This window comes from Rhizobium sp. CAU 1783, from assembly GCF_054551725.1.
Window position 1 is genome coordinate 22,680 of sequence record NZ_JBTOLM010000002.1, and the last position, 24,822, is coordinate 47,501.

Below are 24,822 nucleotides of genomic sequence, written 5' to 3' on the forward strand. Positions count from 1 at the left end.
GATGGAAAAGACCTTCAACAACAAGGCCTGGTTCCTGGTTCTGCCGGTTCTGCTGCTGGTCGCCTTTTCGGCGGTCATTCCGCTGATGACCGTGGTCAACTATTCGGTTCAGGATACCTTCGGCAACAACGAGTTCTTCTGGGCCGGCACCGACTGGTTCCTCGAGATCCTCAATTCCGACCGCTTCTGGGATGCGCTGGTGCGGAACCTGATCTTCTCGATGGTGATCCTCGCCATCGAGGTGCCGCTCGGCATCCTGATCGCTCTCAACATGCCGAAGACGGGCCTCGGCGTGCCGGTCTGCCTCGTCCTTATGGCCCTGCCGCTGCTCATTCCGTGGAACGTGGTCGGCACCATCTGGCAGGTTTTCGGCCGCGTCGACATCGGTTTTCTCGGCCACTATCTGACGGTTCTCGGCGTTGACTACAACTACACGCAAGATCCCGTCGATGCCTGGGTGACGGTCATCGTCATGGACGTCTGGCACTGGACCAGCCTCGTCGTGCTGCTGTGCTATGCGGGCCTCGTCTCGATCCCGGATGCCTATTATCAGGCCGCCAAGATCGACGGCGCCTCGCGCTGGTCGGTGTTCCGCTTCATCCAGCTGCCGAAGATGAAGCGCGTGCTTCTGATCGCCGTGCTGCTGCGCTTCATGGACAGTTTCATGATCTACACGGAGCCCTTCGTCGTCACCGGCGGCGGGCCGGGCAATTCCACCACCTTCCTGTCGATCGACCTCGTCAAGATGGCGGTCGGTCAGTTCGACCTTGGTCCGGCGGCCGCGATGTCGATCATCTACTTCCTGATCATCCTGTTGCTGTCTTGGGTGTTCTACACCGTCATGACCAGCCACGACGCCCAGGCCAAGTGAGGGAGAAAGACGATGAACCACGACAAGAGCCGCTTCTCCTTCCTGATCCCGACGATCTACATCCTTTTCCTCATCCTGCCGATCTATTGGCTGGTCAACATGAGCTTCAAGGAAAACAACGAGATCCTCGGCGCCTTCTCGCTCTGGCCGCAGAACCCGACGCTTCGGAACTACACGGTGATCTTCACCGATCCGTCCTGGTACAACGGCTACATCAATTCGATCATCTATGTGGCGCTGAACACGGTGATCTCGGTGGCGGCAGCCCTGCCGGCAGCCTACGCGTTCTCGCGCTATCGCTTCCTCGGCGACAAGCATCTGTTCTTCTGGCTGCTGACCAACCGCATGGCGCCGCCGGCCGTTTTCGCGCTGCCCTTCTTCCAGCTCTACTCGGCCTTCGGCCTCATCGACACACACATCGCGGTCGCCATTGCCCACTGCCTGTTCAACGTTCCGCTGGCGGTCTGGATTCTGGAAGGCTTCATGTCGGGCGTGCCGAAGGAGATCGACGAAACGGCCTATATCGACGGCTATTCCTTCCCGAAGTTCTTCGTGAAGATCTTCATGCCGCTGATCGCTTCAGGCATCGGCGTTGCCGCCTTCTTCTGCTTCATGTTCTCGTGGGTCGAGCTGCTCATTGCCCGCACCCTGACCACGACCGACGCCAAGCCGATCGCCGCCACCATGACCCGAACGGTCTCGGCTTCCGGCATGGATTGGGGCGTGCTGGCGGCAGCCGGCGTGCTGACCATTATTCCGGGCGCCTTGGTCATCTATTTCGTCCGCAACTACATCGCCAAGGGCTTTGCCCTGGGCCGCGTCTGAGGGAGGGAGGCTCAAGATGGACTTCTCGTGGATGGCATGGACGCTGCCGACGGCGCTGTTCTTCGGCGGCATCTTCACCCTGATCGCCGGCATGGCGGTCTGGGAATACTTCTCGCCGGGCGGCAATCCCCGCATCGGCATCCTTCGGTTCGAAACGACGCGAGGCGACCGCCTGTTCATCTCGCTGCTCGGATCGGCCTTCATTCACCTCGCATGGCTGGGACTGGGAGGTCCTAGCCTGTGGTGGGCTCTCGCCTTGTCGGTGGTGTACGCGATCGGCGTATTCCGCTTCGTCTAAGGCAAGAAAAACGGATGGCGGGCCGCGCCCGTCGTCCTTCAGTGCAAAGAGACTGCAATCGCAAACCCTTGGGAGGAAAACCATGCGAAAGCACCTTTTGACGACGACTGCAGCCATGCTGCTGGCGATGACCGGCTCCGCATTTGCCGGTATGGACGAAGCAAAACAGTTCCTGGACAAGGAAGTCGGCGACATGTCGACGCTCACGCGCGCCGACCAGGAAAAGGAAATGCAGTGGTTCGTCGATGCGGCGAAGCCTTTTGCCGGCATGGAAATCAAGGTGGTCTCTGAAACCATCACTACCCATGAATATGAATCGAAGGTTCTGGCTCCGGCCTTCACCGCGATCACCGGCATCAAGATCACCCACGACCTGATCGGCGAAGGCGACGTCGTCGAAAAGCTGCAGACGCAGATGCAGTCGGGCGAAAACGTCTATGACGCCTATGTCAACGACTCCGACCTGATCGGCACGCATTGGCGTTACCAGCAGGCCCGCTCGCTCACCAAGTGGATGGCAAACGAAGGCAAGGACGTCACCAATCCCGGCCTCGACCTCAACGACTTCATCGGCCTGAAGTTCACCACCGCTCCGGACGGCGACCTCTACCAGCTGCCCGACCAGCAGTTCGCCAATCTCTACTGGTTCCGCTACGACTGGTTCAACGACGAGAAGAACAAGGCCGACTTCAAGGCCAAGTACGGCTATGACCTCGGCGTGCCCGTCAACTGGTCCGCTTACGAGGACATCGCCGAGTTCTTCACCGGCCGCGAGATCGACGGCAAGAAGGTCTATGGTCACATGGACTACGGCAAGAAGGACCCGTCACTCGGCTGGCGCTTCACCGACGCTTGGCTCTCCATGGCCGGCAACGGCGACAAGGGCCTGCCGAACGGTCTTCCGGTCGACGAGTGGGGCATCAAGGTCGACGAGAACTCGCGTCCGGTCGGCTCCTGCGTCGCCCGCGGCGGCGATACCAACGGCCCCGCCTCGGTCTACGCCATTCAGAAGTACCTCGACTGGCTGAAGGCCTATGCTCCGGCCGCCGCCAACGGCATGACCTTCTCGGAATCTGGTCCGGTTCCGTCGCAGGGCGAAATCGCCCAGCAGATGTTCATGTACACCGCGTTTACCGCCGACCTCGTCAAGGATGGCCTGCCGGTGGTCAACGCCGACGGTACGCCGAAGTGGCGCTTCGCGCCGTCGCCGCATGGCGTCTACTGGAAGGACGGCATGAAGCTCGGTTATCAGGACGTGGGTTCCTGGACGCTCCTGAAGTCAACTCCGGACGATCGCGCGAAGGCGGCCTGGCTCTATGCCCAGTTCGTCACCTCGAAGACAGTTGACGTCAAGAAGAGCCATGTCGGTCTCACGCTGACCCGTGAATCGACCATTCAGCATCAGAGCTTCACCGACCGCGCTCCGAAGCTCGGCGGCCTGATCGAGTTCTACCGTTCACCGGCTCGCGTCCAGTGGTCTCCGACCGGCACGAACGTTCCGGACTATCCGAAGCTGGCCCAGCTGTGGTGGCAGGCGATCGGTGACGCATCCTCGGGTGCGAAAACCGCGCAGGAAGCCATGGACTCGCTTTGCGCCGAGCAGGAAAAGGTCCTGCAGCGCCTCGAACGCGCCGGCGTTCAGGGCGATATCGGCCCGAAGCTCGCCGAGGAGCATGACCTCGAGTACTGGAACAAGGATGCGGTCGCAAAGGGCAACCTTGCTCCGCAGCTGAAGATCGAGAACGAGAAGGAAAAGCCGATGACCGTCAACTATGACGAACTGGTCAAGAGCTGGCAGAAGTAATCGTCCCTCGTTAGCATGACAAACGACCGGGGCGTGAACCACGCGCCCCGGTCTTCATCCAAGGAGACCAAGCCCGATGAGCGGATATATTCTGGCAATCGACCAGGGAACCACATCGACCCGGTCCATGGTGTTCGACCAGGACATGCACATCGTAGGCGTTGCACAGCAGGAGTTTACCCAGTTCTTTCCCGATTCAGGCTGGGTCGAGCACGACGCCGAGGAGATCTGGCAAAGCGTGCTGTCGACCACCCGCATGGCGGTCGCCAAGGCCGGGATCACGCTGCGCGACATCACTGCGATCGGCATCACCAACCAGCGCGAAACTGCCGTCGTCTGGGACCGCAAGACCGGCGAGCCACTCCACCGCGCGATCGTCTGGCAAGACCGCCGCACCGCCCGTTTCTGCGAGGAACTGAAGGGCAGGGGTCTCGAACCGCTGTTCACCGAAAAGACCGGCCTGCTGCTCGACCCCTATTTCTCCGGGACCAAGCTTGCCTGGGTGCTCAATTCCGTGGATGGGCTGCGCGAGCGCGCCGAAAAGGGCGAGGTCTGCTTCGGCACGGTCGATAGCTGGCTGATCTTCAAGATGACCGCCGGACGGGTGCATGCGACGGACGCCACCAATGCCTCGCGCACGCTGATCTATGATATCGGCGAAAACCGATTCGACGACGAACTCCTCGAAATCCTGGCCATTCCGCGCGCCATGCTGCCCGAGGTCAAGGATTGCGCCGACGACTTCGGCGTGACCGACCAGGAAGCCTTCGGCGCCGAAATCCCGATCCTCGGAGTGGCCGGCGACCAGCAGGCGGCCGTGATCGGCAATGCCTGCTTTGAACCGGGCATGATGAAGTCGACCTACGGCACCGGCTGCTTTGCTCTGCTCAACACCGGTTCCGACCGCGTCGCCTCGTCCAACCGCCTGTTGACCACCATTGCCTATCGCCTCAATGGCGAAACCACCTATGCGCTGGAAGGCTCGATCTTCATCGCCGGCGCCGCCGTGCAATGGCTGCGCGACAGTCTCGGTTTTATCGGCAGTTCGGCCGAAACGGACGGGCTCGCCGCTAAGGCCGATCCGCACCAGCGGGTCTATCTCGTGCCTGCCTTCACCGGCCTCGGCGCCCCCTATTGGGATGCGGAGGCGCGCGGCGCCATGTTCGGCATGACCCGCAACACCGGGCCTGCCGAGTTTGCCCGCGCGGTGCTCGAAAGCGTGGCTTACCAGACCCATGACCTGCTGGAAGCGATGAAGAAGGATTGGCACGGCGCAAGCGAGAGGACCGTGCTGCGCGTCGACGGCGGCATGGTCGCCTCGGACTGGACGATGCAACGCCTCGCCGACATCCTGGCGGCCCCCGTCGACCGGCCGCAAATCCTCGAGACGACCGTGCTCGGCGCGGCATGGCTCGCCGGCTCGCGCGCCGGCATCTGGCCGGATCGACAAGGCTTTGCCGAGCATTGGAAGCGTGACCGCCGTTTCGAACCCGACATGGCCGATGACGAGCGCCGGACAGCGATCGCCGGTTGGCGCGACTGCGTATCGCGCTGCCTTACCAAACGCAGCTGACAAGAACGCTCCCCGCCAGCCGTGGGGTCATGACGGCGTGCTTCGGTCCTCAGGCGGCGGCGACCGAGTTGCCGACCAGTTCACCGAATTTCGAGAAGAACTCGCCTGCGAGCTTCTTCGAGGTCGAATCGATCAGTCGCGAACCGAGTTGGGCGATCTTGCCGCCGACCTCGGCCTTGACCGTATAGGTCAGGATCGTCGCATTCGCCCCGTCGGCGGCAAGCGAGACGTCCGCACCGCCCTTGGCAAAACCGGCGAGACCGCCCTTGCCTTCACCGGCGATCGTGTAGGAATGCGGCGGATTGAGGTTCTGCAGCTCGACGGCGCCCTCGAACTTCGCCTTGATCGGACCGATTTTCAAGACGACCTTCGCGGTCATGTTCGTGTCCGAGGTCTTCTCCAGGCTCTCGCAGCCGGGAATCGCCTGCCTAAGGATCTCCGGATCGTTCAATGCCTGCCACACAGTCTCGACCGGTGCCTCAATGCGTTCGCTGCCACTCATGTCCATGATGTCGTTCCTCTTCCCTCAAGACTGTTGTGTGGTCTCGCCCCGCTGGCCGCGGCGGCGCAATGTGATGATTTCCGCCAGGATCGACAGCGCGATCTCCTCCGGCGTGATGGCTCCGAGATCGAGCCCAGCCGGACCTTTGACCCGATTCAAGACGGAGGGCGCGACGCCCGCTTCCGTGAGTTCGTGCGTCAGGGCAGCCATCTTCCGGTGGCTGCCGACGAAGCCGACATAATCGGCCTTGGCCGCAACGGCGGCCTTCAGCGCCGCCTCATCGCCCCGCCCCTGCGTCGAGACCACGAGATAGCGCTCACCCCGGCATTCGGGCTCGATCGCAAAGCCGTCGATGAGATGATCGGCATCCGTCGTCTCGAGGAGGTCGTCCATCGGAGCGGCCAATGTCACGTTGAAGCCGAGCGGGTGCGCCTGCGAGACGAGCGCCAGGGCAACCGGGCTTGCGCCGAACACGACGAGCGTCGGTCTTGGCAGGACCGGTTCGACGAACACATCCATGGTTCCCTGGCTCGGGCACATGTTGCGGGCGAACTGCACACCCCCGCGCGCCTCGCCGGGCTTGACGCCGAGATCGGCAAGCAGGTCGCCGGGCTGGATCGAGACGAGCCGCGCCTTGCCGTCGTGCAGCGACTGGATGGCGGCGCGCAGCACCGCTCCGCGTGCACACCCGCCGCCGATCCAGCCGGCGGCGATCGTGCCATCCGGCCTGATAATCGCCTTTGCCCCCGCCTTCGCCGCCGTCACCGAGACGGTTCTGACAACGGTTGCCAGCACGAACGCCTCTTCCGAGGTTTTGAGCTTGGCCACGAGGTCCATAACGTCGACATGCATGGTCATGGTCGCTCCTTCAGAGTTTCGTCAGATAGGGTTCGAGCGCCGCAAGGCTTTCCAGCGAATGGGCGGGGGCGTGGAGATCGACATGGGGCAGCGCAGCCTTGATCCCCGCGGCCTCCGGCGCATAACCGTCCCAGCCCATCATCGGGTTCAGCCAGACGATGCGCCGGCAGCGCCGTCCGAGTGCCGCCATCTCCTCGCCGAGCCTCGATGCATCCCCGGTCTCATAGCCGTCGGAGACGATCATCACGCAGGTTCGCGAGTGAATGACGCGGGCCGCATGGTGCCGGTTGAAGTCTGCGAGACAGTCGCCGATCCGCGTCCCCCCGCCGGCCCCCCGCGCCATGATCGACAGTCGATCGAGCGCCCGGGCCGGGTCGCGCTCCTTCATCGCGTCCGAGACATGGGCGAGATGAGTGTGGAAAAGGAATGCTTCGGCTTCGCGAAAACTGTCCAGCACGCCGTGGATAAAGCGCAGGAAGACACCGGTATACATGCTCATTGAGCCGGAAGCGTCGAGCAGCAGCACGAGTCTCAGCGGTTTCTGCCGGCGCCGGCGCATCACCAGCGAAACGGGCACACCGCCGTGGCCGACATTGCGATGGATGGTACGGCGTATGTCGATGCGATAGCCACTCTTTCGGGCCAGATCGCGCCGCGTCAGGCGGGCCTGCATGGAGCGCGCCAGCCGGGCCGCGACCGCATGGGCGCGCTCGACCTCGTCCGGATTGGCAAGCTTGCGGAAATCGGTCGCGGCGATGTTGTCGATCACCGAGGCCCCCTCCATCCGGCCCTCGCCGGACTGGTCTATCCCCTCATCGCCGGAGGAAGGCACCTGGTCGGTCGCCTCGTTTCCTGAGGCTGTTGCATCCCGGTCCTGCAGCGTCTTGAGTGAGGGATTGGCCGTCGGCATTGGCGAACCGGAAATGGCGGAGCGTCCACGCACGTGCTTGCCAAGCCAGAAGGCGTCGAACAGGCCGTCGAAGCGTTGCCATTCGCTCTTGCGCGCGCAGAACAGCTGCTTGAAGGCCTGCCGCAACAGAGAGGGTTTTGAGGCATAGCCTGCCGCCATCAACGCTGCCGCGTCCTTGCCCTCGGAGAGCCCGACGGCGAAGGCATTGTCGCGCAATGTCCTCAGGAAGGCCGAGAGCTTTTCCGCGACCAGCCCGGAGACGGCGTCCATTTCGTCCTGGTTCATCGGCTGGCCGCAGCAGCTCATGCGACCCTCCCCAGCAGTCGTTCGGTGACCTCGCGACCGATCCGCATCCGGTCCTCCCGTGTCTTCACCAGACAGAGCAGTGTCTGGTGCACAGCCTCAGGATTGTCGTGCAGGTCGCGCAGGTTGAGCCCGAGCAGCGCGGCCGCCCAATCAAGCGTTTCGGCAACCCCCGGGACCTTTCGAAGGTCCTCCTTGCGGATCGCCTCGACCATCCGGGCGATCTGTAAAGACAGCGATGCGCCGATGCCGGCAAGATGAGCCATGATGATGCGCGCTTCGCGGTCCGGTTCGGGAAAGTCCACATAGTGATAGAGGCAGCGGCGGCGCAGGGCGTCCGAAAGCTCGCGCGTCCCGTTGGACGTGAGAATTACATGCGGCACCGTGGTTGCCGGTATCGTGCCGAGTTCGGGAATGGAGACCTGGAATTCGGACAGAACCTCCAGAAGGAAGGCCTCGAACTCCTCGTCTGCCCGGTCCACTTCGTCGATCAGCAGAACCGGGGCCACCGGTTGCCGGATCGCGGCGAGCAGCGGGCGCTCCAGGAGATATTTCTCCGAAAAGATCTCGTCTTCGATCTCGGCCGCCCCGCGTCCCTGATGCGCCTGGATCGCCAGCAATTGCCGCTGGTAGTTCCATTCGTAGAGCGCCGCCGACTGGTCGAGCCCCTCATAACATTGCAGCCGGATGAGCCTGGTGTCGTGGAGGTCGGCAAGGGCAGCCGCCACTGCCGTCTTGCCGACCCCCGCCTCCCCCTCCAGGAGCAAAGGCCTCTTGAGAAACGCCATCAGCGAAACCGCCGTCGCCAGTTCGCCGTCGGCAATGTAGCCGGCATCTGAAAGCCGGGAGGCGATGTCGTCGCGGTTGAGCATGGTCATGGGCGCGCTGTCTCTCTTGGTAATCACTGTGGCCGCCGCTCAGGAAATGGCCATCTCTTCCCCGCAAGCATTCGGGCGTTTGCGCGAACACAACCCCCTCTGCCTGCCGGCATCTCCCCCACAAGGGGGGAGAATGTTCGCCGCAAGCGCCTCACCGCGGCTGAACCCCTCCCCCTTGTGGGGAGGGGTTGGGGTGGGGAGTTTCGAATCCGCCGCCCGCATGCAGTGAGCCGTGAGAAGGCCGCGGCCTCCACTTTTCCTTACCCCGTTACACCCAGCCGCTTGGCCGCTTCCCAGTTGCGCCAGAAGTCGTGTGGCATCTGGATATGGGTCGAGCCGAGGAAAGAGAAGGCGTCGTTGACGGCGTTGGAAAAGGCCGGCACGCCGCCGACATTCGGGCTTTCGCCGACACCCTTGGCGCCGATCGGGTGATGCGGCGAGGGGGTGACCGTGTAGTCGGTCTCCCAGTGCGGGGTCTCGACCGCGGTCGGGATGAAGAAGTCCATGAACGAGCCGCCGAGCACGTTGCCGGTGGCGTCGTAGCGGATCTCCTGGCCCATCGCGATGGCGAAGGCTTCGGTCAGCCCGCCATGCACCTGGCCCTCGATGATCATCGGGTTGATGCGGGTACCGCAATCGTCCAGCGCGTAGAAGCGGCGGATCTTGTAGACCCCGGTATCAACGTCGATGTCCATCACGCAGAAATAGGCGCCGAAGGGATAGGTCATGTTCGGCGGGTCGTAATAGCTGACCGCCTCGAGACCCGGTTCCATGCCCGGCGGTACCGAATTATAGGCCGCCCAGCAGATGTCCTTCATCGACTTGTACTTCTCGGGGAGTCCCTTGACCCTGAAGCCGTCGACGTCCCATTCAAGATCGCCTTCATGCACTTCGAGCAGGTAGGCGGCGATCATCTGCGCCTTGGCGCGGATCTTGCGCGCGGCAAGGGCAATTGCGGCCCCTGCCACCGGCGTCGAACGCGAGCCGTAGGTGCCGAGGCCATAAGGAGCAGTATCGGTGTTGCCCTCCTCGACCATGATGTCGTCGGCGGGGATGCCGATTTCGGTGGCGATGATCTGCGCCCAGGTCGTCTCGTGGCCCTGGCCCTGGCTCTTGGTGCCCATGCGGGCGATGCCGGCGCCGGTCGGGTGCAGACGGATCTCGCAACTGTCGAACATCGCGATGCCGAGGATGTCGCAGTTCTTCGACGGACCCGCACCGACGATCTCTGTGAAGAAGGAGACGCCGATCCCCATGATCTCGCGGGTTTCGCCACGCTTGAAGGCTTCGCGCTTTGCTGCCTGCTCGCGCCGGAGACCCGCGTAGTCGATGGTCTCCATGCCCTTCTTCATGGCGGTGTGATAATCGCCCGAATCATATTCCCAGCCGAGCGCCGAGTGATAGGGAAACTGCTCCACCTTGATGAAGTTCTTCAGGCGAAGCTCGGCCGGATCCATGCCGAGCTTCTGCGCCAGGATGTCCATGCCGCGCTCGATGCAATAGGCGGCCTCCGTCACCCGGAAAGAGCAACGATAGGCAACCCCGCCCGGCGCCTTGTTGGTGTAGACACCATCCACGGCCAGATGCGCGAAGGGGAAGTCGTAGGACCCCGTGACGATGTTCATGAATCCTGCCGGCCATTTCGACGGATCGGCGCAGGCGTCGAAGGCGCCGTGATCGGCAAGCACGTGAACGCGGAGACCCGTCACCTTGCCTTCCTTGGTGGCGGCGATTTCTGTCGTCATGTGATAGTCACGGGCAAAGGAGGTGGTGGTGAGGTTCTCCATCCGGTCCTCGACCCATTTGACCGGCTTGCCGGTGACGATGGTGGCGACCGCGGCACAGATATAACCTGGATAGGCACCGACCTTGTTGCCGAAGCCGCCACCGATATCAGGTGCGATCACATGGATCTTGTGTTCGGGGATCTTGGAGATCAGCGCGACGACGGTGCGGATGACGTGCGGCGCCTGGAACGTGCCATAGATGGTCAGTTCGCCCCTGATCTTGTCGAAGGAGCAGACGCACTGGCAGGTTTCGAGCGGCGACGGGTGGGTGCGGTGATAGGAAATCATCTCCTTGACCGTCACCTCCGCCTTGTCGAAGGCAAGATCGGTCAGTTCGCGGTTGCCGACGGTCCACTCGAAGATATGGTTGTGATGTTTGCGGGGGCCGTGCGCCCCTTCCGTCTTGCCGGCGAGATCCTCGCGCAGCACCGGCGCATCGGCATCCATTGAGGTGAAGGGATCAATCAGCGGCGGCAGCGCCTCGTATTCGACCTCGACTGCTGCAATACCGTCATCGGCCGCGTAGCGATCCGTGGCGACGACGAACGCGACCTCCTGGTTCTGGAACAGAACCTTGCCGTCGGCCAACACCATCTGCACGTCACCGGCGAGCGTCGGCATCCACGCGAGATTGACGGTCTTGAGCGTCTCCGCGGTGATGACCGCGAGCACGCCCGGCACCTTCAGGGCCTTCTCCGTGTTGATCGACTTGATACGGGCGTGCGCGTGCGGCGAGCGGACGAAATCGCCATGAAGCATGCCCGGCAGCTTCACGTCATCAACGTAGTTGCCCTTGCCCTGGGTGAAGCGGATATCCTCGACGCGTTTGCGCTTGCAGCCCATGCCTTCGAGGCGGGCTTCCCTCTGTTCCCGCGTGGGAGTCATATCGTTCATTCTGCTGCCTCCTGGAAATCGGTGCCGTTGATCTTGGCGGCGGCGTACTGGATCGCCTTGACGATGTTCTGGTATCCCGTGCAGCGACACAGGTTGCCGGCGATGCCGAAGCGGATCTCCTCTTCGGTGGGGTTCGGGTTTTCCTGCAACAGGCGATGCGCCCGCATGATCATGCCCGGCGTGCAGAAGCCGCATTGCAGGCCGTGCATCTGTCGGAAGCCTTCCTGCAGAGCCGAGAGGGTGCCGTCCGGATTGGCCATGCCCTCGATCGTCGTCACGGCGGCCCCGTTCGCTTGGACGGCGAACAAGGTGCAGCTCTTCACCGACTTGCCGTCGATGTCGACGGTGCAGGCGCCGCAATGGGTCGTCTCGCAGCCGATATGCGCGCCGGTCAGCATGAGCTGTTCACGGATGAAGTGGATCAGAAGCGTGCGCGGCTCGACGAGGCCTTCGACCTCGATCCCGTTCACCACCATCTTCACATGGGTCTTTGCCATTTCTCTTGTCCTCCTCAGGCCGTCGCGCGGGCTGCGGCGCGCTGGAGCGCACGCATGACCATGATGCCGCCGACATGGGTGCGATATTCGGCGGTGCCGCGGGCATCGGTTGCCGGGCTCATCACGGTGCGCGCCGCAGCGGCGGCCCTCTTGAGCGCCGCGTCGTCGAGGCTTGTCCCGATTACCGCCTGGGCCGCCTCTTCGGCGAGGACCGGGGTTTCGGAGAGGTTCGTCAGCGCGATGGAACAGTCGGTCACCTTGCCGTCCGCCATCGTGAGGGTCACGGCTGCGGCCGCGGTCGCATAATCGCCGATCTTGCGCTTCAGCTTCTCATAGGCATAGCCGTGGCCAGCCTGTTGCACCGGAATGGAGATCGCGGTCAGGATCTCTCCCGGCTCGAGCGCGGTGAAATAGGCGCCCTGGTAGAATTCGGTGGCCGGCACATCTCGCGCGCCCTCCGGACCTTCGAGGCGATAGCTGGCCCCGAGCGCCATCATCACCGCCGGCATGTCATTGCCGGGGTCGCCATTTGCCACATTGCCGCCGACGGTGCCCATGTAGCGGACCTGCGGATCGGCGATCAAAAGCGCCGTCTCGCGGATGATCGGCAGAAGGGACGCGATCTCGGCGGAATTGATGATGTCGGCCTGCGTCGTCATGGCGCCGATCACCAGCGCGTCGCCGTCGCGACAGATGCCCTTCAGCTGATCGATCGCGCCGAGGTCGATGAGATGCTCGGGGGTCGCGAAGCGCAGTTTCATCATCGGGATCAGGCTATGCCCGCCGGCCAGCGGTCGTGCCTCGTCGCCGAGTTCGGACAACAGTTTCACTGCATCGGCGAGCGTGGCTGGCCGATGGTACTCGAATTCGCCTGGAATCATGGTCTCCTCCCATCCGTCGGTCTGGCGTCGACGCGAACGATGGAGGAAGCGTGTTCGCGCTCTTGTTGATGCGCAAGCGACAGGGGATGATCCCGTCACGAAGTCCGCCATTTCGCACGAGTTGCGGCCTGTTGCGCACGAACTGCGTCAAGCCTTCTGACTTACCGGCGTTCTGACCTACGGGCGGGCGGCGGCGTGGCGGGCAAGGCCGAGCCGGGCCTTGACCTCGGCGATCTTGGAACGGCTGACCGGTACGATTTGCGGCACGGTGCCGCCGAGTTCGATGATTGCGCCGTCACCTTCCTTCCGCATGAAGGTGACATGGGGCAGCGCCACGATATGGCTGCGGTGGACACGCACGAAGAAGGCTGGATCGAGCCGCGCCTCGGCCTCGGAAATCGACCACGGACACATGCGTTCACGCTGGCCGTCATGAATCAGGGTGTAGTGGGCATCCGCCCTGATGCTGCGGATTTCTGAGACGTCGATCAGGTGGGTCCCGTCGGCGCTGGCGACCGGCACACGGCTCGCGATGACCGGTTTTGGGTGCCCGATGCCGCCGAGCGGCAGGGCGCGAGAACCTGTCGCTTCACCTGGTTGGATGGGATGACCTTCGAGTTCATCGGGTCGGTCACGCGTCTGCCGGTCGTTTTCTGGACCGAGTGCCGCCAGACGCTGCCGTTGCTCCGGCACGAGGAACAGCAGGAAGCCGGCTGCAATGACGAAACAGAGCAAGGCGACGACAAGGGAAAGGAGTTGCTGCGAGGCGACGAGACCGCCCAGCTCATGCTGGTGACCCATGGCCGCCGGGACGAAGCGCATGCCGTACATGGCGGTGTAGTGCATACCGGATACGGCGACGCCGAAGGCGACGGCGCTGAGAGCGAGACGCAGTCCGCCCTGCCGTGCAAGATAGATCCTGAGGCCCCCATAGGCGGCGGCGACCGCGATCGCCAGCGAAAGCGCCACCATCGGGTAGTCGTGCTCGATGGAGAAGTTGCCAGCCAGTCCGTGAATGCCGACATAGTGCATCGAGGCGATGCCGAAGCCGAGCAGCAAGGCCGATGCACCGACCCGCACATCTGACGGAACACCGATGCTGACGAAGAACAGCGAGATGCCGACCACCAGCGCGCAGATCAGGAAGGAAATGACCGTCTGCAGCACGAGGTAACTTGCATCGGCCGGAATGGGCGCCGCCAGCATGCCGACGAAGTGCATCGTCCAGATGCCGATCGCGAGAAAGGCCGCCGCCCCGGTCAGAAGTAGGCGGGGATTGGCGTGGGGCGCCGTCCGGATCCGGGCGGCAAGCCCGAAACCGGTGTAACCTCCCAGGATCGCGACGGCGAGCGAAAGCGTCACGAGAATTGGATCGTGCCCTGCGAACATCAAATCTTCGGTCGCCAGGTTCCTCCTCGGGCGACCATCCTCCGATGGGAAGGTACAATTGCGGTGACAATGTTGGCAAGCCACGCGTGTAGACCGGCATGCCGTGGAAATGCTGTGGTGAGGGTCGTCACCCGGTTGAAGCAAGGGGGCCCAACATGTCCGTCATGCAGTCCGGGATCGCATCCTGTGTCGCGACGGCCTCCCGAAATGCGGCTCCGATGCCGATCAGGACGGGTTCATCCACACCTATGGATGCCACCGCGCCCGCCATTTCGTCGAGTCTGCCGATCCATCGCTGTTCGTTCGGGCGCGTCACGGCACTGGCAACGACGGTTGGCAGGTCCGGCCTGGCGCCGGCGACGGTGAGTGCCGCCTGGATCTTCGCCGCCATTCGTCCACCCATGTAGAAGACCGTCGTGGTGTGCGGATCGGCAAGGCTCGCCCAGTCGGTGCCAGCCGGGAGGCCGCCGTCGCGTGAATGCCCGGTGACGAAACGAACCGCCTGCGCGTGGTCGCGATGGGTGAGCGACACACCGAGATTTGCCGCCATGGCGGAAGCAGCCGTTATGCCGGGCACGACATCGACCGGAATGCCCTCCCGAGCAAGGCGGGAAATCTCCTCGCCGGCCCGGCCGAAGATCATTGGGTCACCGGATTTCAACCGCACGACGCGTTTGCCCGCCTTGGCCAGCGCCACCATCGTATCGTTGATATCCTCCTGGCGGCAGCTTTGCCGACCGCCCCGCTTGCCGACCAGCATACGCTTCGCTTCGCGGCGGGCGAGTTCCAGAACCTCGTTGGATACAAGGTCGTCGAACAGGATGACATCTGCCGCTTGTAGCGCCCGCACCGCCTTCAGCGTCAGCAGTTCGGCATCGCCCGGACCGGCGCCGACCAGCGTGACGCGACCGGTGGCGGGCGCGCCGGACAGGCGGGTCGCCTCGTCCAGCAGCGCCCGCCCAACGCCCTCCTCCGGCGTAGTGTTGCCCGAAAAACAGCGATCGACGAAGCCTTCCCAGAAGCGCCGCCGAAGCGCCCCCGGCGCCAGGCGCTCATTGACCCGGTCGCGCAGCGCCTGGGCCAGTTGCGCCCAACCTTTAAGCGCCGGCGGCAGCAGCGTTTCGATGCGGCGGCGGATCGCTTGGGCGAGGATCGGCGCCGCGCCATCGGTGGAAATCGCCACGACGACGGGCGAGCGGTTGACGATGGAACCGAACTGGAATTGGCAGAAGGCCGGCTTGTCGATGACGTTGACCGGGACACCGGCCGCGCGAGCCGCGCTGAAGAAGGCCCGCGCCTCCTCGTCGGTCTCGCAATCGCCAATCGCGAGCGCGGCGCCGGAGAAGATTGTGGGGTGCCAGGAGTGGGGATGATGGAAGATACGGGCACAGCGGGCTTGGTGACCGGCCTCTGGCAAACCGTCCAGCAGCCCGCGCATCACCTCGCCCAGATCCTCGCTCGGCGCGAAGACGTGCACGTCCGCGCCGCAGACAGCAAGAAGCTCCGCCTTCCAGGCGGCGGCGTCCGAGCCGCCGGCCACGAGAACAGGCTTGCCCTTCAGGTCCCAGAATACCGGCAGCTTGGCCAGCGGCGCCATGCGTTCGGCTTGGCGACCTTCAAGAGGCTCATTCGGCAGCGACAGCATTGCATCCATCGAGGATCCTCCTGATCTCGGCGCGGCACGAGCCGCAATTGGTACCCGCAGACAGCGTCGACCCGATCGCCTCTACCGTCCGGTAGCCTTCCCGGGTCGCGGCGATGATCTGGTTCGCCCCGACGGAAAAACAGGAGCACACGGTCGCGCCCGGATCGGGCCGTCCCGCGCCGGGCCGCCCGGCGACCACGGCAAATCGGGTTCGGGTGTCCACATGGGCTTCGGTCAGCTGGGAAACGGCCCAGTTGCGGGAAACCGCGACCGGTCCGCGGCCGGCGAAGAGGGCGAGAAGCAGCCGATCACCGGCAAAAAAGGCAAGCCGTGCGTCACCGTTCACCGCATCCGAGTAGCCGAGGCTTTCTGCGTCTCCAGGCAGGTCGAAATGCGCCCGGCACCATGCCTCCCAGTCCTTGGGCGCCTTGTCGAAGGCCAGTTCCGTCCGCCATCCGCCGTCCGCTTTCGCCACGGCCCAGTAAGCGCCGTCGAGTGCGTCGGGCTTCATCGCGCTGACGACATAGCCGTGACGGTCGGCTTCGAACCGGCGGGCGACAACCGCAACATGTTTCGACGCGGGCTGGCCTGAAACGGGATCGGTGATGCCCGGCACCAGCGCGTCGACGCGCGCGCAGGCCGCCGTTTCATCGGTCCAGTGCATCGGAACGAAGACCGAGCCGGGACCCTGGCGCCGCGTCAGCAGCGCGCGGACAATGACATGGGCGCCGGTCGCGCTTTCTAGCCTGACGAGATCGGCGTCCTGGATGCCGAGCGACCGGGCATCGTCGGGATTGATCTCGGCAAAAGGCTCCGCGAGATGGGCCGAAAGCCGCGCACTCTTGGCCGTCCGCGTCATCGTGTGCCAGTGGTCACGCACCCGTCCCGTGTTGAGGATCAGCGGGAAATTGGCGGACACGCGGCGGGGTGCCGCGACGGACGTCGCGATAAAGCGGGCTCTGCCATCCGGATGATAGAAGTGGCCATCGGCGAAGAAGCGGGTTTCGGACACGGCGCGACCCTTCGGCCGCGGCCACTGGAACGGCTGCAGACAATCGTAGTCGGCGGGGCTCATCTCGGCACAGGCGCCGATGTCGAAATCGCGCTGTCCGCTGTTCTCGAAGGCCGAAAGGGCCGCGTGTTCGGCGAAGATTGACGCCGGCGCTGCATGGTCGAAACCGGAAAAACCCATGCGCCGGGCGACTTCGGCGATCTGCCACCAGTCGGGACGTGCCTCGCCAGGTACGGGCAGGAAGGTTCGCTGGCGGGAAATGCGCCGCTCGGAATTGGTGACGGTGCCTGACTTCTCACCCCAGCCCGTTGCCGGAAGGAGCACGTGTGCAAGCCGGGCCGTGTCGGTTTCTTTCTGGATGTCGGATACCACCACGAAGGGACAGGATGCGATGGCGTCCCTGACCGCATCGGCGTCCGGCATCGAAACGACCGGGTTGGTCGACATGATCCACAGTGCCTTGATCTGCCCTGCCGCCACCGCACGGAACATGTCGACGGCCTTCAGCCCCGGCTTCGCCGCGATGGTGGGCGACGTCCAGAACCGCTGCACGCGATCGCGATCTGCGGCATCCTCGATCGACATGTGGGCCGCCAGCATGTTTGCAAGCCCGCCCACTTCCCGCCCACCCATGGCGTTCGGTTGTCCGGTGAGGGAAAAGGGACCCATGCCGGGGTGGCCGATCCGGCCGGTGGCAAGATGGCAGTTGATGATCGCGTTTACCTTGTCGGTGCCGATGGACGACTGATTGACCCCCTGGCTGTAGCAGGTGACGACCTTCTCGCTCGCCGCGAACAGCGCATAGAAGGCATTAAGCTCCCTTTCGGCCAGCCCTGTAAGGCGCAGCGTCTCCTGTCGGTTTGTCGCGCGTGCAGCGGCCAGCGCCTCCTCGAAACCGTTTGTATGGTCGGCTATGAAACGGCGATTGATCGCGCCGTGATCCGCCAGATAGGCCAGCAGGCCGTTGAAGAGGGCAGCGTCGCCATCCGGGCGAACGGAGAGGTGGAGGTCTGCGATGTCCGAGGTTGCTGTCTTCCGAGGATCGATCACCACCACCTTCATGCCGGGATTTTCGGCCTTGGCGGCGGCAAGGCGCTGGTAGAGGACTGGATGGCACCAGCCGAGGTTGGAACCGACAAGCGCCACGAGATCGGCAAGCTCCAGATCCTCGTAGAGGCCTGGCACGGTGTCTGATCCGAAGGCGCGGCGGTGGCCCGCGACCGACGACGACATGCACAGGCGTGAATTGGTGTCGATGTTGCCCGAACCGATGAAGCCTTTCATCAGCTTGTTGGCGAGGTAATAATCCTCGGTCAGCAATTGCCCGGAGACATAGAAGGCGGCCGAATCGGGACCGTGTTTCGTTATCGTTTCGGCGAAAGTGGCAGCCACAAGATCGAGTGCCTCGCCCCAGCCGGCTCTTTTGCCATGGACCTCCGGATAAAGCGCGCGGCCGTCGAGATCGAGTGTTTCGGCCAGCGCCGAACCCTTGGAGCAGAGGCGTCCGAAATTGGCCGGATGGTCCGGATCGCCCCTGACGGCGACCTTGCCGGCGTCATCGACGCTCGCGATCACACCGCAGCCGACGCCGCAATAGGGACAGGTAGTCTTTGTTTCAATGGACATAAGGCCTCCTGAATGCCTGTGGGGCAGAGGGGGGTATCCGGGCCGCGGTCATCATCGCCTCACTCCGCCGCGACCAGCATGCTTTCCAATGCGATCGACAGCTGGCCGTCGATGTTGCGGACCGGGATGGTGCGGACCTCGCCCTCGTCGGCGCCGAGCGCTCGGCCGCTTTCGAGCGAGATCACCCAGTTGTGCAGCGGGCAGGTGACGGCCTTGCCATGCACGATACCCTGCGAGAGAGGCCCGCCCTTGTGCGGGCAGTGGTCCTCGATGGCGAAGACCTCGTTTTCGGCCGTGCGGAACACGGCGATCTTGCCTTCCGGCGTTTTCACGCAGCGCGCGCCGCGCAGCGGAATGTCGTCGATATGGCCGATGGCGATCCAGTTCATGGGGATGCTCCTTGTTGTTCCTGTCCCTTCTCCCCGCAAGCGGGGAGAAGGGACTATTCCGCCGCGGCCGAATATCCGACCGTCGCCATGGGGTTGAACTCGTGTTTGTCCTTGCCGGAAACACGCTCCGACCAGGGGTCGACCTGGGCGAAGGACTGGCTGAAGACGAAGCGGTCGTAGTAGCCCTTGCGCTTGTCGAGATCGTCGAGCACCTGCCGGCGGATCTCGTCCTTGCCGATGCGTTTGGCCCATTTGTAGATACGCTCGAGATAACGGGCCTGCTCGCGATACATCTGGGTCAGCGCGACGATCACCTCCAGCGCCTCGTCCTCGGTCTTGACCAGGCCGAGCACTTCCGTGCCCTTGATGTCGAGACCGGCGGCACCGGCGAAATGGATCTCGAAGCCGGAATCGACGCAGATGACTCCGATGTCCTTGCAGGTGGCCTCGGCGCAATTGCGCGGACAGCCCGAAACGGCGAGCTTCAGCTTGGCCGGTGTCCACGAACCCCACATGAATTTTTCGATGCGGATGCCGAGACCGGTCGAATCCTGCGTGCCGAACCGGCACCATTGCTGGCCGACGCAGGTTTTGACGGTGCGAAGGCCCTTGGCATAGGCTTGACCAGAAACGAAGCCGGCCTTGCCGAGATCGGCCCAGACGGCGGGCAGGTCTTCCTTCTCGATGCCGAGCAGGTCGATGCGCTGGCCGCCCGTGACTTTGACCATCGGGATCTCGAACTTGTCGACCACGTCGGCGATGGCGCGCAGTTCGGCCGCGTTGGTGACGCCGCCCCACATGCGCGGCACGACCGAATAGGTGCCGTCCTTCTGGATGTTGGCGTGCACGCGCTCGTTGATGTAGCGCGACTGGTAGTCGTCGGCATATTCGTCCGGCCAGTCGCAGACGAGGTAGTAGTTGAGCGCCGGGCGGCACTTGGCGCAGCCGCAGGAGGTCTTCCACTCCAGTTCCTGCATGACGGCGGGAATGGTCTTCAGCCCCTTCGCCTTGATCAGGCGGCGCACATCGTCATGGCCAAGCTCGGTGCAGGCGCACATAGGCGTGACGGCGGCCGGATTGTAGGCGTCGCCGAGCGTGAGCGACATCAGCTGCTCGACCAGGCCGGTGCAATTGCCGCAGGAGGCCGAGGCCTTGGTGTGGGCGCGCACGCCATCGAGCGTGGTTAGGCCCTTGCCCGTTATGGTCGAGACGATCTTGCCCTTGCAGACGCCGTTGCAGCCACAGATTTCCGCGTCATCCGGCAAGGCTGCAACGGCCGCCATAGGGTCCAGCGGCGACCCTCCCTGGTAGGACTGGCCGAAGATCAGCGTGTCGCGCATCTCGGCGATGTCGGTGCCCTTCTTCATCAGGTCGAAGAACCACGAGCCATCGGCGGTTTCGCCGTAAAGCACGGCGCCAATGATGCGGTTGTCCTTCAGCACGAGACGCTTGTAGACGCCGGCCGAGGCATCGCGCAGCACGATTTCCTGCCGGTCCGGCGCCTCGGCGAAATCGCCGGCGGAGAACAGGTTGATGCCGGTGACCTTGAGCTTCGTATTGACCACCGAGCCATGATACTCGGCATTGCCACCCGTCAGCCGGTCGGCGAGAACACGGGCGGCTTCGTAGAGCGGGGCGACGAGGCCGTAGCAGGTGCCGCGATGTTCGGCGCATTCGCCAAGCGCGAACACGTTCGGGTCCGAGGTCATCATGCCATCATCGACGACGATGCCGCGATTGACGGCAAGGCCGGCCTCCTTGGCGAGCGCCGAGGCCGGACGGATGCCGACGGCCATGACCACCATGTCGCCCTCGATCACACGACCGTCTTCCAGCTCGATACCCTCTACCTTGTCGGTACCGAGGATCTGCTTGGTATTGGCCTTGGTGATGATATCGATGCCGCGTTCGGTCAGCGCCTTTTCCAGAAGGTAGGCGGCGGCCGGATCAAGCTGACGCTCCATGATGGTCGGCATCAGGTGGATGACGGTGACGTCCATGCCTTGGCGCTTCAGGCCATAGGCCGCTTCCAGGCCGAGCAGGCCGGCGCCGATAACGATCGCGCGGCCCTTGCCCCTGGAGATCTCGAGCATCTTGTCGACGTCGTCGAGGTCGCGATAGGGCAGGACGCCTGGCAGCTGATGGCCGGGTACCGGGATGATGAAGGGCAGCGAGCCGGTGGCGATGACCAGCTTGTCGTAAGGTACCGTGATGCCGTTGGCCGAGGTGACGGTCCTGGCATGGCGGTCGATCTCGGTGACCTTGGCGCCCTTGTGCAGGGTCACGCCATGGGCGGCGTACCAGTCGTCATTGTGGATGACGATGTCTTCATAGGACTTTTCGCCGGACAGGACCGGCGAGAGCATGATGCGGTCGTAGTTGACGCGCGGCTCGGCGTTGAAGATCGTGACGTCGAAAAGGCCGGGGGCCTTTTCGAACAGTTCCTCCAGCATGCGGCCCGGGGCCATGCCATTGCCGATGATGACGAGTTTCTCAGCCATTGATGTTACTCCGCGGCTTCGACGAAGCGGTGACGTTCGTAGAGGAACTTCAGCACGGCTTCGCGGGATTTGAGGTAGGTGCGGTCGGCGGCGAGCGCGATACGGTCGCGCGGGCGCGGGATCGGCACTTCGAGGACTTCGCCGATGCGGGCGGCCGGGCCGTTGGTCATCATGACGATGCGGTCGGACAAGAGCACGGCCTCGTCGACGTCATGGGTGATCATGATCATTGTGTTGCCGAGGCGGGAATGGATCTCCATCACCGCATCCTGCAGATGGGCGCGGGTCAGCGCGTCGAGCGCGCCGAAGGGCTCATCGAGCAGCAGGATCTTCGGCTCCATGGCGAGCGCCCGGGCAATGCCGACGCGCTGCTTCATGCCGCCGGAAATCTCCGCCGGGCGCTTGTCCTTGGCATGGCCCATCTGGACCAGATCCAGATTGCGCATGACCCATTCGTGCTTTTCCGCCTTGGTTTTCCTGTTGGCGAAGACCTTGGACACGGCCAGATTGACGTTTTCGTAGACGGTCAGCCAGGGCAGCAGCGAGTGGTTCTGGAAAACGACGGCGCGTTCCGGGCCCGGCTCATTGACCTCCTGGTTTTCCAAAAGTACGGCGCCGGAGGAAACGCGAGTGAGGCCGGCGATCAGGTTGAGGAGCGTGGACTTGCCACAGCCGGAATGACCGATGATCGAGACGAATTCGCCCTTGTCGATGGTCAGGCTGACATCCTTCAGCACTTCGGTCTTCGTGCCGCTGCGTTCAAAGCTTTTATCGATGTGGTCGATCTTGAGATAGGCGTTCATGGATCTCGTCTCCTCAGTTCTTCGCAGTGCCGCGTGTGATGACACTGCCGAGGAGGGCGACGAGCTTGTCGAGGACGAAGCCGGTCACGCCGATATAAGCGAGTGCCACGATGATGTCGGATAGACGCGAGGAGTTCCAGGCATCCCAGATAAAGAAGCCGATGCCGACGCCGCCGGTCAGCATTTCCGCCGCCACGATGGCGAGCCAGGAAAGGCCGACGCCGATGCGGAGACCGGTGAAGATGTAGGGGGCGGCGGCCGGCACCATGATGCGGATGAAGAATTCCAGCGGATTGAGGCGCAGCACGCGGGCGATGTTGCGGTAGTCGTCCGGGATGTTGCGCACGCCGACGGCGGTGTTGATGATCACCGGCCAGATCGAGGTGATGAAGATAACGAAGATCGCCGACGGATTGGAATTCTGGAAGGCGGCGAGCGACAGCGGCAGCCAAGCGAGCGGCGGCACGGTGCGCAGGATCTGGAAGATCGGGTCGAGACCACGCATGGCCCAGACCGACTGGCCGACCACCGCGCCGAGGAAGACGCCGACCACGGCGGCAAGGCCAAAGCCGATCGCGACGCGTTGCAACGAGGTCAGCACGCGCCAAGCAAGGCCGATGTCCTGCGAGCCATAGTCGAAGAAGGGATAGGCGATCAGGTCGAAGCTGTCGACCCAGACCTGGGACGGCGGCGGCAGGGTCGCGCCCAGGCCGGAACAGGCCAGCTGCCAGATGCCGAGCAGGGCCAGAAGAACGACCATGGGCGGGGCGACATTGCGCAACATGCCGCGACCGGCACGGGAAAGATCGACGCTCGGCGCGGGACGCCTTTCAATGTGCACGACGGTGCCGCCTTTGTTGGCGACGGTGGCCTTCACCTCGGTTTCGGCCTTGCGGGCGGTTGCGGTCATGGTGTGGTCCTCTTCGGCGTTTGTTGTTCGGTTCGCATCGGGGGCCTGCCCCTCACCCGGCTGCCGCCGCCCTCGTCCCCGCCTGCGGGGAGAAGACCCCCGCAGGCGGGGAAGAGGGGGCAGGCAACTTACGCGCCGGCCTTGATCGACAGGCTGTCGAGATAGGCCTTCGGGTTTTCCGGATCGAAGACCTTGCCGTCGAAGAAGGTTTCCGGTCCGCGCGACGTGGAAGCCGGAATGTCGGCGGCGGCGATGCCGAGATCGGCGGCAGCGGCGCGCCAGATGTCCTCGCGGTTGACCTTGTCGACCAGCGCCTTGATGTCGGTGTCGGGAGCGAACTTGCCCCAGCGGACATTCTCGGTCAGGAACCAGGCATCGTGGCTCTTGAACGGATAGGAGGCGTGGTCCTTCCAGAACTTCATCTCGAGACCGGAATTCTCGACGACTCGGTCATTGCCGTAGTTGATCGTGCCCTTGAGGCGGCCGGCCACGTCCTTCGGCGGCACGTTGAACCATTGGCGCTTGCCAAGGATCGCCGACATCTCTTCCTTGTTGTCCATGCTGTCGGCCCAGATCTGGGCCTCCATCACGGCCATCATCAGGGCCTTGGCCGCATTCGGATTCTTCTCGATCCATTCGGTGCGCAGGCCGAGCGCCTTTTCCGGATGGCCCTTCCACAGCTCGCCGGTGGTGCAGGCGGTAAAGCCGATGCCCTGGTTGACGAGTTGCTCGTTCCACGGTTCGCCGACGCAGAAGGCGTCCATGTTGCCGACCTTCATGTTGGCGACCATCTGCGGCGGTGGCACGACGATGGTGGAGACATCCTTGTCCGGGTCGATGCCGCCGGCGGCCAGCCAGTAGCGGATCCACAGGTCGTGGGTGCCGCCGGGGAAGGTCATGGCGACCTTGATCTCGTTGCCGGCGGCCTTCTTGGCGGCGAAGGCGTCCTTCAGCTTGGAGGCGTCGAGCTGGACGCCGGTCTCGGCATATTCCTTGGCGACCGAAATGCCCTGGCTGTCGAGATTGAGGCGAGCGATGATCGACATCGGCACCGGCACGTTGTTCTGCGTCACCTTGCCGGTTTCCATCAGATACGGCATCGGGGTCAGGATATGCGCGCCGTCGATGCCGTTTGCTTCGCCGCCGAGCACGAGATTGTCGCGGGTGGCGCCCCAGGATGCCTGCTTCAGCACTTCGACTTCGGGAAGCCCGTGTTTTTCGAAGAAGCCCTTTTCCTTGGCGATGATCAGCGGGGCCGCGTCGGTGAGCGCGATGAAGCCGAGCTTCAGGCCGGTGACCTCCGGGCCTTCGGATGCCGCAAAGGCACCGGACGGGAAGGCGGTCTTGATGGCGCCGACGAGGGCGGCGGTTGCGGTGGTCTTGAGCAGGCTGCGGCGGCTGATGCCTTGTTCGATGATCTTTGTCATGAGTGTGACCCCTTGCGATTGACGGAACCCGAAAACGAAAAAAAACGCCGCATGGAGTTCGTGTCTCTCGGACGGGAGGTGTCCGGACAGCAAAAACCTTGCGACGTCGATGTCTGTGATGAAGTGCGCTCTCGGAGCGCTCATTTGCCTTCAGGTCGCCGTTGACCGGGGCGTATAAATCCTTGCAATCAGTGTGCCAGTTTCGAAATGAATCTTTATCCCATTGATTTTGGTGGACT

20 protein-coding genes are annotated in these 24,822 nt (G+C 63.6%); 5 read left to right on the forward strand and 15 right to left on the reverse strand.

Going from position 1 to position 24,822, the window contains the following annotated elements:
* Nucleotide 1: 1 nt before the first annotated feature.
* The 5 genes from ACX93L_RS06865 to glpK all read left to right on the forward strand — a co-directional run bounded on the left by ACX93L_RS06865 (nt 2) and on the right by glpK (nt 5,371).
* Nucleotides 2-871 (forward strand): carbohydrate ABC transporter permease, encoded by an 870-nt coding sequence (locus ACX93L_RS06865; RefSeq protein WP_169592649.1) that lies wholly within the window; start codon nt 2-4, stop codon nt 869-871.
* Between the two features lie 12 nt (nt 872-883).
* Complete coding sequence (locus ACX93L_RS06870; protein ID WP_459404175.1) at nt 884-1,696, forward strand: carbohydrate ABC transporter permease; 813 nt, start codon at nt 884-886, stop codon at nt 1,694-1,696.
* A 16-nt stretch (nt 1,697-1,712) separates the two neighbouring features.
* Entirely contained in the window at nt 1,713-1,994 is a 282-nt protein-coding gene (locus ACX93L_RS06875) for a DUF2160 domain-containing protein (RefSeq protein WP_169592641.1), read from the forward strand.
* Between the two features lie 82 nt (nt 1,995-2,076).
* Nucleotides 2,077-3,798, forward strand: a complete 1,722-nt coding sequence (locus ACX93L_RS06880; protein WP_459404176.1) for an ABC transporter substrate-binding protein — start codon at nt 2,077-2,079, stop codon at nt 3,796-3,798.
* 76 nt (nt 3,799-3,874) lie between these two features.
* Complete coding sequence (gene glpK, locus ACX93L_RS06885; RefSeq protein WP_459404177.1) at nt 3,875-5,371, forward strand: glycerol kinase GlpK; 1,497 nt, start codon at nt 3,875-3,877, stop codon at nt 5,369-5,371.
* Nucleotides 5,372-5,420: 49 nt separating this feature from the next.
* Here the strand turns inward: glpK and ACX93L_RS06890 are convergent, their stop codons facing one another.
* From ACX93L_RS06890 to ACX93L_RS06960, 15 genes are all read right to left on the reverse strand, one after another.
* Nucleotides 5,421-5,879: an SRPBCC family protein gene (locus tag ACX93L_RS06890; protein ID WP_459404178.1), complete on the reverse strand. Its 459-nt coding sequence runs from the start codon at nt 5,877-5,879 to the stop codon at nt 5,421-5,423.
* 18 nt (nt 5,880-5,897) lie between these two features.
* Complete coding sequence (locus ACX93L_RS06895; protein WP_459404179.1) at nt 5,898-6,731, reverse strand: XdhC family protein; 834 nt, start codon at nt 6,729-6,731, stop codon at nt 5,898-5,900.
* Between the two features lie 10 nt (nt 6,732-6,741).
* Nucleotides 6,742-7,947, reverse strand: a complete 1,206-nt coding sequence (locus tag ACX93L_RS06900; RefSeq protein ID WP_459404180.1) for a vWA domain-containing protein — start codon at nt 7,945-7,947, stop codon at nt 6,742-6,744.
* Entirely contained in the window at nt 7,944-8,816 is an 873-nt protein-coding gene (locus ACX93L_RS06905) for an AAA family ATPase (RefSeq protein WP_459405341.1), read from the reverse strand. Before ACX93L_RS06905 ends, ACX93L_RS06900 begins: the two co-directional genes overlap by 4 nt.
* A gap of 266 nt (nt 8,817-9,082) precedes the next feature.
* Nucleotides 9,083-11,503, reverse strand: coding sequence for an aerobic carbon-monoxide dehydrogenase large subunit (locus ACX93L_RS06910; protein ID WP_459404181.1), 2,421 nt, complete (start codon nt 11,501-11,503; stop codon nt 9,083-9,085).
* A complete protein-coding gene (locus ACX93L_RS06915) occupies nt 11,500-12,000 on the reverse strand; it encodes a (2Fe-2S)-binding protein (protein WP_459404182.1) in 501 nt (166 codons plus the stop codon). The genes ACX93L_RS06910 and ACX93L_RS06915 overlap by 4 nt, the downstream gene beginning before the upstream one ends.
* A gap of 14 nt (nt 12,001-12,014) precedes the next feature.
* Nucleotides 12,015-12,881, reverse strand: a complete 867-nt coding sequence (locus ACX93L_RS06920; protein ID WP_459404183.1) for an FAD binding domain-containing protein — start codon at nt 12,879-12,881, stop codon at nt 12,015-12,017.
* A 177-nt stretch (nt 12,882-13,058) separates the two neighbouring features.
* The gene (locus tag ACX93L_RS06925) at nt 13,059-14,270 is read right to left on the reverse strand and encodes an MHYT domain-containing protein (protein WP_459404184.1); all 1,212 of its coding nucleotides are present in this window, start codon (nt 14,268-14,270) and stop codon (nt 13,059-13,061) included.
* 127 nt (nt 14,271-14,397) lie between these two features.
* Nucleotides 14,398-15,924, reverse strand: a complete 1,527-nt coding sequence (gene cysG, locus ACX93L_RS06930) for a siroheme synthase CysG (RefSeq protein ID WP_459404185.1) — start codon at nt 15,922-15,924, stop codon at nt 14,398-14,400.
* Nucleotides 15,896-18,553: a nitrate reductase gene (locus tag ACX93L_RS06935; RefSeq protein WP_459404186.1), complete on the reverse strand. Its 2,658-nt coding sequence runs from the start codon at nt 18,551-18,553 to the stop codon at nt 15,896-15,898. Before ACX93L_RS06935 ends, cysG begins: the two co-directional genes overlap by 29 nt.
* Nucleotides 18,554-18,612: 59 nt before the next feature.
* The gene (gene nirD, locus ACX93L_RS06940; RefSeq protein WP_459404187.1) at nt 18,613-18,942 is read right to left on the reverse strand and encodes a nitrite reductase small subunit NirD; all 330 of its coding nucleotides are present in this window, start codon (nt 18,940-18,942) and stop codon (nt 18,613-18,615) included.
* Nucleotides 18,943-18,995: 53 nt separating this feature from the next.
* Entirely contained in the window at nt 18,996-21,443 is a 2,448-nt protein-coding gene (gene nirB / locus ACX93L_RS06945) for a nitrite reductase large subunit NirB (RefSeq protein WP_459404188.1), read from the reverse strand.
* Between the two features lie 5 nt (nt 21,444-21,448).
* Entirely contained in the window at nt 21,449-22,246 is a 798-nt protein-coding gene (locus tag ACX93L_RS06950) for an ABC transporter ATP-binding protein (RefSeq protein WP_459404189.1), read from the reverse strand.
* 13 nt (nt 22,247-22,259) lie between these two features.
* Nucleotides 22,260-23,156, reverse strand: coding sequence for a nitrate ABC transporter permease (gene ntrB / locus ACX93L_RS06955; RefSeq protein WP_459404190.1), 897 nt, complete (start codon nt 23,154-23,156; stop codon nt 22,260-22,262).
* A gap of 128 nt (nt 23,157-23,284) precedes the next feature.
* Nucleotides 23,285-24,583, reverse strand: a complete 1,299-nt coding sequence (locus ACX93L_RS06960; protein ID WP_459404191.1) for an ABC transporter substrate-binding protein — start codon at nt 24,581-24,583, stop codon at nt 23,285-23,287.
* Nucleotides 24,584-24,822: the final 239 nt, after the last annotated feature.

Bases quoted from the DNA above. Each gene is read 5' to 3' on its own strand.
- ACX93L_RS06960 (WP_459404191.1), bottom strand. From the start codon at position 24,583: ATGACAAAGATCATCGAACAAGGCATCAGCCGCCGCAGCCTGCTCAAG.
- cysG (WP_459404185.1), bottom strand. From the start codon at position 15,924: ATGGATGCAATGCTGTCGCTGCCGAATGAGCCTCTTGAAGGTCGCCAA.
- ACX93L_RS06870 (WP_459404175.1), top strand. From the start codon at position 884: ATGAACCACGACAAGAGCCGCTTCTCCTTCCTGATCCCGACGATCTAC.
- ACX93L_RS06935 (WP_459404186.1), bottom strand. From the start codon at position 18,553: ATGTCCATTGAAACAAAGACTACCTGTCCCTATTGCGGCGTCGGCTGC.
- ACX93L_RS06920 (WP_459404183.1), bottom strand. From the start codon at position 12,881: ATGATTCCAGGCGAATTCGAGTACCATCGGCCAGCCACGCTCGCCGAT.
- ACX93L_RS06900 (WP_459404180.1), bottom strand. From the start codon at position 7,947: ATGAGCTGCTGCGGCCAGCCGATGAACCAGGACGAAATGGACGCCGTC.
- ACX93L_RS06910 (WP_459404181.1), bottom strand. From the start codon at position 11,503: ATGAACGATATGACTCCCACGCGGGAACAGAGGGAAGCCCGCCTCGAA.
- ACX93L_RS06865 (WP_169592649.1), top strand. From the start codon at position 2: ATGGAAAAGACCTTCAACAACAAGGCCTGGTTCCTGGTTCTGCCGGTT.
- nirB (WP_459404188.1), bottom strand. From the start codon at position 21,443: ATGGCTGAGAAACTCGTCATCATCGGCAATGGCATGGCCCCGGGCCGC.
- ACX93L_RS06875 (WP_169592641.1), top strand. From the start codon at position 1,713: ATGGACTTCTCGTGGATGGCATGGACGCTGCCGACGGCGCTGTTCTTC.
- ACX93L_RS06915 (WP_459404182.1), bottom strand. From the start codon at position 12,000: ATGGCAAAGACCCATGTGAAGATGGTGGTGAACGGGATCGAGGTCGAA.
- ACX93L_RS06890 (WP_459404178.1), bottom strand. From the start codon at position 5,879: ATGGACATGAGTGGCAGCGAACGCATTGAGGCACCGGTCGAGACTGTG.
- ACX93L_RS06895 (WP_459404179.1), bottom strand. From the start codon at position 6,731: ATGACCATGCATGTCGACGTTATGGACCTCGTGGCCAAGCTCAAAACC.
- ACX93L_RS06950 (WP_459404189.1), bottom strand. From the start codon at position 22,246: ATGAACGCCTATCTCAAGATCGACCACATCGATAAAAGCTTTGAACGC.
- ACX93L_RS06925 (WP_459404184.1), bottom strand. From the start codon at position 14,270: ATGTTCGCAGGGCACGATCCAATTCTCGTGACGCTTTCGCTCGCCGTC.
- nirD (WP_459404187.1), bottom strand. From the start codon at position 18,942: ATGAACTGGATCGCCATCGGCCATATCGACGACATTCCGCTGCGCGGC.
- ntrB (WP_459404190.1), bottom strand. From the start codon at position 23,156: ATGACCGCAACCGCCCGCAAGGCCGAAACCGAGGTGAAGGCCACCGTC.
- ACX93L_RS06905 (WP_459405341.1), bottom strand. From the start codon at position 8,816: ATGCTCAACCGCGACGACATCGCCTCCCGGCTTTCAGATGCCGGCTAC.
- glpK (WP_459404177.1), top strand. From the start codon at position 3,875: ATGAGCGGATATATTCTGGCAATCGACCAGGGAACCACATCGACCCGG.
- ACX93L_RS06880 (WP_459404176.1), top strand. From the start codon at position 2,077: ATGCGAAAGCACCTTTTGACGACGACTGCAGCCATGCTGCTGGCGATG.